Below are 12,302 nucleotides of genomic sequence, written 5' to 3' on the forward strand. Positions count from 1 at the left end.
CTATCCGAAACAACGGAACAGCACAGGCGCTACTTGACGTTTTACTTCAATTGCCGATAGTTCATCCATGTGTAGAACCCACATGATCTCTAGTGTTTGGTTGTGTCCGGGCTTTAGCGCGGTATTCGAGGCTCCGTTTTGTTTTACTTGGGTGCTTAACGTCAGCGCTTTATGTTTCGCATGTTGGTTTTGCTATTTGGTTCTGTTTGGCTTAGTTGGGTTGAATTGGATATTAGCCGTGTAATGCGTAGGGTAGAAGTTTCTGTCTTGTCCATAAAGGCCTGTAGACTAGGCCGTTAGAAACGGACGAGTTTTAATCAAGAAGAGAGTAAGGCTGAATGTCTGAACGCAGTTTCAACGGTCGTAATGATGGCGGCAACGGGTCCGGTATCGGTGGCTCAGGTCGTCGCGGCTACGGCGCCCGCAATGAGCGCAGCCGTAATGATCGTCGCGATGAGCGCCGCGGAGAACGCCGTGATGATTTCCGTGGAGAGGATCGAAGCGAGCGCCGAGAGAACCGCCGCAACTACCGAGATAATGACCGTCGCGACGATCACCGCGATGACCGACGTGGAAATCGAAATAACGATCGCCGTGGAGGGCGCGATGATCGTCGCGGCCGCAGTGAAGACAACCGCAATGGCAACCGTGGTGGCCGTAATCGTGATGAGCGTCGTGGTAATGGCCGCAACAGGAACGACAAGAGCAAGGCGCATCCGCAGCGTTCCGGCTACCGCGAGGAGCGTATTAACCGCCGCATGACCGATCCGGACCTTCCTTTGGACATCGATATCGAGGATCTTGATCCTTCTGTTCTTCAGGATTTGCGTTCACTGTCCAAGGAAAACATGGAGGCTGTGGCCAAGCACCTGATCATGGCTGGCACCTGGATGGACGATGATCCTAAGCTCGCATTGCGTCACGCACGTGCCGCCAAGGATCGTGCCGGTCGCGTTGCCGTAGCGCGTGAAGCCAACGGCATTGCTGCTTACCACGCAGGCGAGTGGAAGGAAGCCCTCTCTGAGCTGCGTGCCGCGCGCCGTATCTCTGGCGGTCCTGGCCTCTTGGCGGTCATGGCTGACTGCGAACGCGGTCTTGGCCGTCCTGAAAAGGCCGTTGAACTTGGTCGTAGTGAAGAGGCTCGCAAGTTGGACCCAGACTCCGCTATCGAGCTTGCTATCGTCGTCGCCGGTGCCCGTATTGACATGGGGCAGCCGGAGTCGGCAGTCGTGACTATTCAGCGAGCTAACCCCACCAGGGAAGCACGCGGCCTTTCCGCTTGCCGTTTGTCCTACGCTTACGCCAATGCGCTGCTCGAAGCCGGCCGTAATGATGAGGACACCGAGTGGTTCAAGCACACCGTCAAGATTGATGAAGGAGATTGGACCGACGCAACTGAGCGCTTGGCCGAAATCTAGAAATGAACATCCTCAAAGCTCACGACTCCCTCCTGTTGGACCTTGACGGCACCGTCTGGGAGGGCGGTCAGCCTCTTCAGTGCGTTGTCGACGTCATCAACTCCTGTGGCGTCCCGGCGGTCTATGTAACCAACAATGCCTCGCGTAGCCCGCAGGCGGTTTCTGAGATGCTCCGCGAGATCGGTCTACACGCAGATGCCGAACATGTGGTCACCTCTGCGCAGGCTGCCTTGGTTCTCATGGGCGCTGAGATACCAGCTGGCTCCAAGGTCCTCATTATTGGTGCGGACTCTTTCCGCGCTCTTGCTCGTGACGCCGGCTACGAAGTAGTCAACAGCGCCGATGACAAGCCGGCAGCTGTTCTGCAAGGCATGGACAAGTCTGTGGGCTGGGCACAGTTGTCTGAGGCTGCTTATGCCATCAACAATGGTGCTAAGTTCTACGCCTCGAACTTGGACACATCGTTGCCCACCGAGCGTGGCTTCGCCGTGGGCAACGGTGCCCTCGTTGGAGCTGTGGCTGCGGCTACTGGGGTAGAGCCCATTTCGGCGGGAAAGCCCGAGCCTGCCATGTTCGCCTATGCCGCCAAGAAGGTCGGCTCTAAGAAACCTCTGGCTGTCGGCGACCGCTTGAACACGGATATCGCCGGTGGCAACGCTGCAGCTATGAACACTTTCCATGTCTTGACTGGCGTCTCTGGAGAGCTGGAACTCATCGAAGCCCCGGTAGAGCAGCGACCTACTTTTGTTGGTGCGGGTTTCCATGAGCTTTCTCTGCCCACAGCGGTGGCGAAACCAAGTGCGCAAGGAGATTTCCGTGCCCGCGTCGACGGTTATGACATTGTGTTGCAGGGGGGAAAATCCAAGTCAACGTCCATCCAAGCACTGCGCACAGTACTGGAGGTTGCGTGGGCGATGCCCGAGCCTCCGCGTTATATTCAGCCACGCAGTGAATTCGCAGAGAAGGCTGTTGCGGCATGGCGATAAAGCCGCATGATCCCAGGGCCGTCATGGCACCAGAAGAGGTGGATAATGCTATGTCTGAAATCTTGGGTGTCGAAGCGGCCTCGTTAAGCGAAGAAGTAGCCCAGTTAGACCGTGCCCACGCGGTTTTGCGTGAGGCCTTGCAGGAGAACTAATGCCACCACAGCGGCGTCGTTTGGATGCGGAACTAGTCCGCAGGAAAATTGCTCGTTCGCGAGAGCAGGCTGTCGAGATGATCAAAGGCGGCCGAGTAACGGTTGGCGGTTTCAAGGCATCGAAGCCTGCCACGGTTGTCGAGCCCGAGGTCTCCATCAAGGTCGAAGCTGACGCGGCCGATGACTGGGCATCCCGTGGTGCCCACAAACTACTCGGCGCTTTAGAAGCTTTTGATGTTGATGTCAAGGATAAGCGTGTTTTGGATGCTGGTGCGTCCACGGGCGGCTTTACCGATGTCTGCCTGCGCAACGGGGCCCGCGAAGTTCTATCCGTCGACGTCGGCTATGGCCAGCTCCTGTGGCGCCTGCAGAACGACGACCGCGTCAAGATCATGGACCGCACCAACATCCGCAACCTGACTCTCGAGCTCACGGAAGGGCCTTGCGACGCCATGGTGGGCGATCTTTCGTTCATCTCCCTCAAACTGGTTCTCCCCGCAATCGTGGACGTTATGGCTGACGGCGCTTGGTTGCTGCCGATGGTTAAACCACAGTTCGAAGTTGGCAAGGACCGCATTGGCGCCGGGGGCGTCGTACGCTCGCCGCAGCTGCGTCAGGAAGTAACCCAAGACGTTGCCGGCTTTGCGCAAACCCTGGGCGTCAGCGTGCGCGGTGTTGCAGCCTCGCCCTTGCCTGGCCCGAGCGGAAATGTTGAGTATTTCCTGTGGCTCGTCAAAGACGGACGGGTAACCTCAGAAGAAGACATTGAAGACATGGTCCGTGTGGCCATCGAGGAGGGGCCCCAGTGAAGCGCGAAATTTTGCTCGTTCCGCACGCCAGCCGTGCTGACAACCTCGAAGCAACCATTCGCGCCGCGGAAATCTTGCAGGACGCTGGCATCAAGGTGCGCGTGAGCGCCGCTGAGCACGTCTTGCCAAACCTGCAACACGTCGAGCACACTCCGGCTGCTGCCGCGGGATGCGAGCTTGTCCTCGTGTTGGGCGGTGACGGCACCTTCCTGCGTGCCGCCGACATGGCACGTGCCGTGGACGTTCCAGTGTTGGGCATCAACCTCGGGCACGTTGGATTCCTCGCTGAGTGGGAAGCAGAATCGCTAGAGCGGGCGCTCGTCCGAGTCATCGACCGCAACTACGAGGTCGAGAACCGCTTGACCCTCGATATCGAGGTCTCAGACTGCAATGGTCGCTTGTTGGATCGTGGCTGGGCCCTTAACGAAGCCTCCGTTGAAAACCTCAATCGTTCTGGTGTGCTGGACGCCATCCTGGAAGTAGATGGCCGCCCCGTTTCTTCCTTCGGCTGCGACGGCATCCTGATTTCAACTCCCACGGGTTCTACGGCCTATGCGTTCTCCGCAGGTGGCCCGGTCCTGTGGCCCTCGCTGGATGCCTTGTTGGTAGTACCGAACAATGCCCACGCGCTATTTACCAAGCCCTTGGTGGTCTCACCTGATTCCAAAATCGCGGTAGAGTCGGCGACAGCCACAACACCCGCGATTGTTATCCTCGATGGATTCCGCGAAATTTCCATGCCGCCAGGCGCCCGCGTTGAGGCAGTCCGCGGTGCACACCCGGTCAAATGGGTGCGCCTTGATAATCAGCCTTTCACCGACAGGCTCGTGTCCAAGCTGCACTTGCCTGTCCACGGATGGCGCGGCCCGCAAAGCTAAGTAACAGAAAGGCAGGTGTAGCTAGCGCATGTTAGTTGACATCACCATTGAAGACTTAGGTGTCATCCAACGCTCCTCGGCGGAGTTCGCCGAGGGGCTTACCGTCCTCACCGGCGAAACCGGCGCTGGTAAGACCATGGTTGTCACGGGCTTGCGTTTGCTTGCCGGTGGCCGCGCCGACGCATCGCGTGTACGCGATGGTGCAGAAAAGGCAGCTGTTGAAGGACGTTTCGCCACCTCGCATCCGCAGGCAGCGGAAGTGGTTGAAGCCGTGGGCGGCGATCCCGATGAAAACGGTGAGTTCATCGTCTCTCGTACCGTGTCCTCGGCAGGGCGCTCGCGTGCCTACCTCGGCGGCAGGGCAGTACCCGCCGCTACCTTGGGCGAGTTTTCCTCAAACGTTCTCACGGTCCATGGCCAAAATGACCAGTTGCGACTCCTTGCTCCTGAGCAGCAACTCGCAGCAGTTGATCGCTCGGATCCCAAAATTGCGGCCGTTAGGCAGGCATATACAGAGGCCTTTCGCTTTTGGCGTGAGCTAGCCAAAGACTACAAGCACCGTACCGAGTCGCGGCGCGAGCTGGCCCAGGAAGTAGACCGCCTGCAGTTTGCGCTCAAAGAGATCGGCGAAGTCGCACCGGAGCCTGGCGAGGACGGCGAGCTGGTCACGCTTATTCAACGCTTGCAGGACGTCGACACCCTTCGTGAGGCTGCTGCCACAGCGCTGTCCGCCATCGATGGCGAGGATTCCTACGATGATGCTGAGGCCGCGTCCAGCTTGCTGGGGCGCGCCGAGAGCGCATTGGTGGGCGCAACCGATAAAGAGCTTGCAGCGCTGGGAGAGAGGCTCAGCGAGCTCACCAGCCAGCTCTCCGACATTGCTATCGAACTTGGCGCATACCTCGGTGCGCTGCCAGCAGACCCAAACTTGCTAGAGCAGTCTCTGCGCCGCCAACAGGATCTCAAGCAGCTGACCCGCAAGTATGCCGCGGACATCGATGGTGTCTTGGCGTGGCGTGACGAAGCCGCAGCCAAACTTGAGTCGATGGATACCTCGGCCGAAGCCCTGGATGAGCTTCGTGCCAAAGTGATGGAAGCCGAGAAGGTAATGGTCGAAAAAGCCGCCGCCTTGACCAAGGCTCGTACCAAGGCCGCCAAGAACCTAGGCTCGTTGGTCTCGGAGGAAATCCATGGCCTCGCCATGCCGAACTCTGATCTCACGGTGGAAGTTCGCCAGACAAAGTACTCGAAGACGGGTGCTGACGAAGTCGAGTTCCAGCTCAACGGCAAACCATTGGCTAGTGCGGCCTCGGGCGGTGAGCTCTCCCGAGTCATGCTGGCGCTGGAGGTTGTGCTCTCCGACGGCGATGGCGGAACCCTCGTATTCGACGAGGTAGATGCGGGTGTTGGCGGTCGCGCGGCGGTGGAGATTGGGCGTCGTCTAGCGCGGCTTGCAACCTCCAACCAGGTAATCGTGGTGACCCACTTGCCCCAGGTAGCCGCCTATGCGGACTCTCACCTGCACGTATCCAAGGAGAAGTTCACCTCGGGAGTGAGCGACTTGAGCCCCCAGGAACGCGTTGAGGAGCTCGCGCGCATGCTCGCTGGCCTCGACGACACTGAGACGGGGCGTGCGCACGCGCAGGAATTGTTTGATCGCGCCCAATCAGAAGTGGCTCAGTTCCGCGCGCCTTCCACACATTGATGTCGTGACGGGGGAGAATGTGGCGCATGAGTCTGTTTTCCCGAAATTCCGATCTGCCTGGTGAACACGGCGCGCTGCGCGACTGCACGCCAGGCGGAAAGGGCATGAAGAAGTTCGCTGAAGGTGACTTTGCCGTCATCAATGCCGCCAACATTTCGCGCCAAGAAGCGCAAACGCTGGTCGACATTAAACCTGCCGCAGTCATCAACGTCGCAGAGTTCACCACCGGATCAATCCCTAACTACGGTCCGCACATGCTTCTCGACGCCGATGTCACCCTTGTTGAGGGAGTGGGCGAGGAGTTCGTTTCCAGCTTCAAGGATGGCAAGAAGGCCCGCATTAGCGAAGAAGGTACCGTCTTCGTTGGCGATAAGAAGATTGCTTCTGGCAGCATCGTCACTCGGGAGAAAGCGGAGGAGAAGTTCTCTGAAGCACAGCGCGAGCTGATTGACCACATGGAGGCCTACTTCGGAAACTCCATCGAGTTCATTCACTCTGAGGGGCCGCTGCTCATCGATGGCCTAGGCGTTCCCGATTCCGGCACGGAGATGGCCGGCCGCAAGGTCTTGGTGGTTTCTCCTTCGCAGGATCACCGCAACAAGGTCAAGCTGCTGCGCAACTTCGTTCGCGAGTATGAACCCATCATCATCGGTGTCGATGGTGCTGCGGACACCTTAGCGGAGCTGGGATACAAGCCTGACTTTATCGTTGGCGACCCTTCCGCGATCAGCTCTGAGACCCTGCGCAGTGGTGCGCGGGTTATCCTTCCGGCGGAACCAGACGGCACTGCTGAAGGCCTTGAGCGCATCCAGGATCTAGGCATCGGCGCAATGACTTTCCCGGCGGCAACAGACTCCGCTACGGATTTGGCATTGCTTCTTGCTGACTACCATGGAGCGCAGATGATCGTTCAGGTCGGCGGCTCTATCGATCTCGATGATGTCTTTGCCAACGAAGCCCACGCAACTCCGGCAGCCTTGCTTTCTCGCATGAAGGCCGGCACTCGGTTGGTCGATGCCGATGCAGTTATCAACCTCTATACCGCGCCCAGCTCGACCAACACCGGCTGGCTGTGGGCTGTTCTGGGTATTTTGGTAGCTCTGGCAGCAATTGTCCTCATCGTGGGACTTGGCGGTGACGCTTCCTTTGGCCAGAACTTGATTGATACGTGGAACAACATTGCATTGAGCGTGCAGGGGTGGTTTAAGTAATGGGAGCTAAGCCGCTTCTCGTCGCGGGACTTGGGTTTGGTACGGCTCTTGGCGTTGCCTTGGGCGCATTGGCCATCGCTCCGAACATGCCTTCTGGCGGGGCAGGCGGAGATGATTCTCTGCGCGAGGAGTTCCAGAAGAAGGCGCAGTTAGAAGACATTCTCAAGGCGCAAGCTGACTCAAGCGACTCGGTGATGAATAAGCTCGCTCCTTTGGTAGTCGATGGCAGCCTCGCACAGCGTCCAGTTATGGTCATTGCGACGGGCGAGGCCGATGAAGGGGATGTCCGTGCTGTTCGCGATCTTCTGAAGTCTGCTGACTCAGAAGACGCAGGACAAATCACCTTGACCGATGAGTTTTTCCGCCAGGAAGGCGCGGATAAGCTTTTGTCTTTGGTGACAAATGCGCTTCCTGCTGGAACAAAGCTCGACACCAAGAAGGTGGATGCAGGCACGCACTCCGGTCAGGCTTTGGGTGCAGCACTGTTGATGGATCCAAAGACCACGGAACCTCTTTCATCGACTAAGGACCGCGCAAATCTTTTGCAGGCGCTTCGCGACGCCGGCTACATCGACTACGAGGACGGCACTATCTTGCCTGCTCAAGCAGTGGTGTATGTCGGTGGCAAGGGCGTTTCCGGCTATTACACCGACGCTTCAGTGAACTTCCTCAAGGCATTTGATGCGGCCGGTGGAAACACCGTGGTGGCAGCACGAGTGGAGCAGACCGCAGATGATCGAATCATTGGTAGATTGCGGGAAGAGAAGTCCGGGATTTCCACTGTCGACTCGAGCAATCGCACTGTCTCCCGTATGGCTGCTGTGATGGCGGTCAAGGAGCAGCTCGACGGCGGCAAGGGAGCCTATGGCTCCGCGGCGTCCGCTGATGCGGCTGCGCCTGCACTGCCGGAGGACATCTAAAATGTCTCACGATTTTGAGGTCGTGGGAAGCGAGCTGCTTCTCGACGCCCCGATTATCGCCGTGCGCCGAGACGAGGTAGTTATGCCTGGTGGCACCACTGCCTTCCGAGAAGTCGTTGAGCATTTTGGTGCAGTGGCCATCGTGGCTATTGACGACGCGGAGCGCATTGCGATGGTTCATCAGTACCGTCGCAGCGTTGACCGCCGTTTGTGGGAGCTTCCTGCAGGATTACTCGACATTAAGGGCGAAGATGAGCTAACTGGGGCGCGCCGAGAGCTCCAGGAAGAAGCAGGTTTGGCTGCGCAGGATTGGTCGGTGCTTGCCGACATCATCACCTCGCCGGGCTTCTGTGAGGAGGCCGTTCGCGTCTTCTTAGCGCGGGATTTGTCAGAAGTGCCGCGGCTGGCCGCTGAGGGGGACGAGGAAGCAGACATGGGCTTTGCTTGGGTGGCGCTTGACGATGCCGTCGACCAAGTCATCTCCGGTGAGATTGCCAACTCCATTGCGTGTACGGGAATTCTTGCCGCGTACGCGGTGTTGCGAGGTGGTCGAACCCCGCGCAGCGTTGACGAGCCTTTCGAACTTCGTCCAAAGTCGATGGCGGGGCGTCGACTAGGACCAGACCTGAAGAAGCTGTGAAAGCGGAAGCACTCGCCCAAACGTGGCTCAACCACCTGGCCGTGGAAAAGGGGGCTTCGGCAAACACGTTGAGCAACTATCGTCGCGATGTTCGCCGCTACTTGGGGTGGCTGGCGGACAATGGGATTGATGATCTCGCGGATGTCGACCGTGGCATGGTCGAGGAATACCTGAAGTTTTTGCGCGGTGGGCTAGCCGCGGCGTCGGCAAGCAGGGCGTTGGTCGTGGCACGAGGTCTGCACAAGTTTGGCGTGGCTGAGGGCGTACTTGACGTGGACGTGGCCGGGGAGGTGGCGCCTCCCAAGAACGCTGCGCACCTGCCCGAAACACTGCGCGTGGACGAGGTAGAAAAACTCATTGACTCAGTGCCGGATGGGGAGACCGCGACCCCAATTGATATTCGCGACCGTGCGCTGCTGGAAATACTCTATGGGACGGGTGCGCGTATCTCCGAGGTCATCGCGTTGTCCGTGGATGACATGAGCGATAACGACGGGATTCTGGTCCTGACAGGCAAGGGCAACAAACAGCGCATGGTGCCTGTGGGTTCGCAGGCACAGAAAGCGGTTGAGGAGTACTTAGTGCGTGCGCGGCCAGTGTTATCGAAGGGAAAGTCGCACGCGCTCTTCCTTAATACACGTGGCGGTGCTTTGTCGCGGCAAAGCGCTTGGGCTGCGCTCAAACTTGCGGTCCAGCGTGCTGGATTGAACAAGTCAATATCCCCGCATACGCTTCGCCATTCCTTCGCCACCCACCTGCTGGAAGGCGGCGCCGATGTGCGTACGGTACAGGAATTGCTGGGTCATTCTTCGGTGACGACGACGCAGATCTATACCCATGTCACCGCGGATTCGTTGCGGGAAGTTTGGCGCACAGCTCATCCGAGAGCCTAGGCTTGAGTCTCTGAACATTGCGCCTTCCAGTTTGGAGGCAGGAATACTCCGGGTGCGGACGCGAACATTAACTCGGCTGCAGTCGGCGGTGTTGATCGTGACTCTGCACGACCCGAATAAGGATTCAGTTGGCGTGGTTCTTTGGCCGACGCGGTGATTCTTTCACTAATTCAAGTCTTCAGGCTGGATAGTCACGCATTATCGCGATATTTAGGGTGAAGAGGGTACTCTATAATCACAACGTTGTAATGAGCTGTCCGCGTGGCGGTGTGAGATCGTATTTATGATCGAATTGTGGTCAAGGAAGCAGGTGTGACTGTGAGTGAAGAGGGACTGTTTTCAGCCTCTGAAGCGCAGGTTGGGCTGACTGGTCGTCCTATCCGTGAGCTGCCAGAACCGGCTCCGCTGGAAAAGCATGGTCCAGCCACCATCATTTCGATGTGTAACCAAAAGGGCGGCGTGGGTAAGACTACCTCTACCATTAACATGGGTGCGTGCCTTGCTGAGCTAGGTCGTAAAGTCCTGCTCGTTGACCTTGATCCGCAGGGTGCTTTGTCCGCAGGCTTGGGTCTCACGCATGACCAGATCGAAGACACCATTTACGACGTCATGCTTGACAGCCAAACGTCGATTCACTCCGCGATTCAACACACCTCGGTTCCTAACCTGGACTTGGTACCGGCGAACATTGATCTCTCCGCTGCGGAGATTCAAATGGTTAATGAGGTGGGCCGCGAGCACACCTTGGCGCGTGCATTGCGTCCGATTCGCCGCGACTATGACTTCATCATTATTGACTGCCAGCCTTCGCTTGGCCTGCTTACTGTCAATGCGTTGGCTTGTTCGCAGGGCGTAATCATCCCTATGGAATGCGAGTTCTTCTCCCTGCGCGGCCTTGCTCTGCTGACCGATACCGTGGAGAAGGTCTCCGAGCGCATTAACTTTGACCTGGAAGTCATGGGAATTCTGGTCACTATGTTCGATCGCCGCACCAAGCATGCGCGTGAGGTGATGGACCGCGTGGTCGAGTACTTCGGTGACAAGGTCTTTGACACCGTCATCACACGCACTGTTCGCTTTCCCGAGACCTCGGTGGCGGGTGAGCCTATTACTAGCTGGGCGCCGAGCTCCCAGGCGGCTCAGCAGTACCGCAACCTCGCTAAAGAGGTCATCGAGCGCTCCAACGTTTAGGTGCCGGCCACGTGACACAACCGGAGATTACGGGCTTTCGAATTGCGCTGCGCAATTTCGAGGGCCCTTTTGATCTGCTTTTGCAGTTGATCCAGTCCAAGAAGCTCGACGTTGCCGAGGTCGCGCTTTCTGAGGTCACCGATGAGTTCGTGGAGTACACCCGGCAGCTTGGCACCACGGCAGATCTCGATGAGACCACAGAGTTTCTGTTGGTGGCTGCAGCTTTGCTGGACCTTAAGGCAGCTCGTTTGTTGCCGCGCGGGGAAGTAGATGATCTTGATGACCTCGAGCTCCTTGAGACGCGCGACCTGCTTTTCGCACGTCTTTTGCAGTACAAGGCCTATAAGCAGGTTGCCGATCAGTTTGCGCAATGGCAGCGCGAAGCTCGCCGCCGCTATCCGCGGGCGGTGTCTATCGAGCAACCCTTTGTGGACTTGTTGCCACCGGTGCGCCTAGGGCACACGCCAGCGTCCTTTGCAGAGATTGCTGCCAGCGTATTTCGGCCCAAACCGCCTGAGGAAGTGGGAACTGGGCACATTCACCAAGTGGCGGTGTCAGTGCCGGAACAGGCCGGCAAGATTCTCAGCACCCTCAAGCTTCTCGGGCAAGGGCAATGGATGAGTTTCGATGCGTTGACCCGTGACTGCACGGTGTCGATGGAAGTCGTGGGCCGCTTCCTAGCTCTGCTGGAGCTGTATAAAGCGAAGGCCGTCGAAGCCGAGCAGCCCGAGTCCTTAGGCCCTCTGGATTTGTCGTGGACCGGCCTTGACGTCGACCCAGCCGTTGTGGCAGCGGCCAACTGGGACTAGTTCCAGCAAGTAGAGGATAGGGGAGAGACCGTGCTTTTTTGCGTCTCGCTAGTGGCTTGTTGGCGCACGGTCTTCGTGCAGTAAAGTTGCCCGCATGGAACTTCCCCTGATTTCGCAGCAACGGTCGCGTCTTGAGTCCATTCTTCTGGTTATCGATTCACCCGCCTCCGTTGAGTCTTTGGCGCGTGCCCTAGAACTCGAGAAGTCCGTTGTCAGCGACCACTTGCGCGCCATTCAGCGCGAATTGGATTCCCGCGGATCTGGAATTGATCTCAGGGAGACCGCCGAGGGCTGGCGTTTCTATACCCGCCAAGACAACGCTGATGCGGTTGAGGAGTTCTTGCTCGACGGGTCCCAAACCAAGCTCTCCCGCGCTGCGCTAGAGACCCTCGCTGTCGTTGCCTATCGCCAGCCCGTTACCCGCGCGCAAGTCGCTGGAGTCCGTGGCGTTAACGTGGACGGCGTAATGCGCACGCTGACCGTACGTGGACTGGTTAGGGAATTGCCCCAAGAGGGTCTGGCGCACCGTTATGAAACGACCGAACTCTTTTTGGAGTTGTTGGGAATCGACTCACTGGAGCGCCTGCCGGACCTGGCGCCGCTGTTGCCTGACCTCGAGCAGATTGATGCGGAGTACTAGCGCAGCATTAGGTCAGAATTGTTATGTCCATGGGCTTTTTGGACACGGAG

General features: G+C 58.2%; 12 protein-coding genes. All 12 read left to right on the top strand.

The genetic code is table 11. The annotated features are described in order from the left end of the window. Positions 1-338: 338 nt before the first annotated feature. The 12 genes from HMPREF3153_RS13065 to scpB all read left to right on the top strand — a co-directional run bounded on the left by HMPREF3153_RS13065 (position 339) and on the right by scpB (position 12,252). Positions 339-1,418: a tetratricopeptide repeat protein gene (locus HMPREF3153_RS13065; protein WP_246817196.1), complete on the top strand. Its 1,080-nt coding sequence runs from the start codon at positions 339-341 to the stop codon at positions 1,416-1,418. 2 nt (positions 1,419-1,420) lie between these two features. Continuing rightward, positions 1,421-2,404 (top strand): HAD-IIA family hydrolase, encoded by a 984-nt coding sequence (locus HMPREF3153_RS10165; RefSeq protein ID WP_046645387.1) that lies wholly within the window; start codon positions 1,421-1,423, stop codon positions 2,402-2,404. Between the two features lie 151 nt (positions 2,405-2,555). Next, positions 2,556-3,365: a TlyA family RNA methyltransferase gene (locus tag HMPREF3153_RS10170; RefSeq protein ID WP_070420772.1), complete on the top strand. Its 810-nt coding sequence runs from the start codon at positions 2,556-2,558 to the stop codon at positions 3,363-3,365. Then, positions 3,362-4,243, top strand: coding sequence for an NAD kinase (locus HMPREF3153_RS10175; protein WP_049062695.1), 882 nt, complete (start codon positions 3,362-3,364; stop codon positions 4,241-4,243). Before HMPREF3153_RS10170 ends, HMPREF3153_RS10175 begins: the two co-directional genes overlap by 4 nt. 28 nt (positions 4,244-4,271) lie before the next feature. Further along, positions 4,272-5,948, top strand: coding sequence for a DNA repair protein RecN (gene recN, locus HMPREF3153_RS10180; RefSeq protein ID WP_070420773.1), 1,677 nt, complete (start codon positions 4,272-4,274; stop codon positions 5,946-5,948). Between the two features lie 17 nt (positions 5,949-5,965). Then, positions 5,966-7,159, top strand: a complete 1,194-nt coding sequence (gene steA, locus HMPREF3153_RS10185; RefSeq protein ID WP_210385574.1) for a putative cytokinetic ring protein SteA — start codon at positions 5,966-5,968, stop codon at positions 7,157-7,159. Beyond that, on the top strand, positions 7,159-8,079 hold the full coding sequence (locus HMPREF3153_RS10190) for a copper transporter (protein ID WP_070420774.1): 921 nt from the start codon (positions 7,159-7,161) through the stop codon (positions 8,077-8,079). Before steA ends, HMPREF3153_RS10190 begins: the two co-directional genes overlap by 1 nt. Position 8,080: 1 nt before the next feature. After that, positions 8,081-8,719, top strand: a complete 639-nt coding sequence (locus HMPREF3153_RS10195; RefSeq protein ID WP_005531422.1) for an NUDIX domain-containing protein — start codon at positions 8,081-8,083, stop codon at positions 8,717-8,719. Beyond that, positions 8,716-9,612, top strand: a complete 897-nt coding sequence (xerD, locus tag HMPREF3153_RS10200) for a site-specific tyrosine recombinase XerD (RefSeq protein WP_070420775.1) — start codon at positions 8,716-8,718, stop codon at positions 9,610-9,612. Before HMPREF3153_RS10195 ends, xerD begins: the two co-directional genes overlap by 4 nt. 318 nt (positions 9,613-9,930) lie before the next feature. Then, on the top strand, positions 9,931-10,803 hold the full coding sequence (locus tag HMPREF3153_RS10205) for a ParA family protein (protein ID WP_034657531.1): 873 nt from the start codon (positions 9,931-9,933) through the stop codon (positions 10,801-10,803). Between the two features lie 11 nt (positions 10,804-10,814). Further along, entirely contained in the window at positions 10,815-11,612 is a 798-nt protein-coding gene (locus HMPREF3153_RS10210) for a segregation and condensation protein A (RefSeq protein WP_070420776.1), read from the top strand. 94 nt (positions 11,613-11,706) lie between these two features. Further along, positions 11,707-12,252 carry an SMC-Scp complex subunit ScpB gene (gene scpB, locus HMPREF3153_RS10215; RefSeq protein WP_046645379.1) on the top strand — a complete coding sequence of 182 codons (546 nt, stop codon included), beginning with the start codon at positions 11,707-11,709 and terminating at the stop codon, positions 12,250-12,252. The last annotated feature ends 50 nt before the right edge of the window (positions 12,253-12,302 follow it).

The sequence above is a fragment of the Corynebacterium sp. HMSC06C06 genome (assembly GCF_001807295.1).
GTDB lineage: Bacteria > Actinomycetota > Actinomycetes > Mycobacteriales > Mycobacteriaceae > Corynebacterium > Corynebacterium striatum.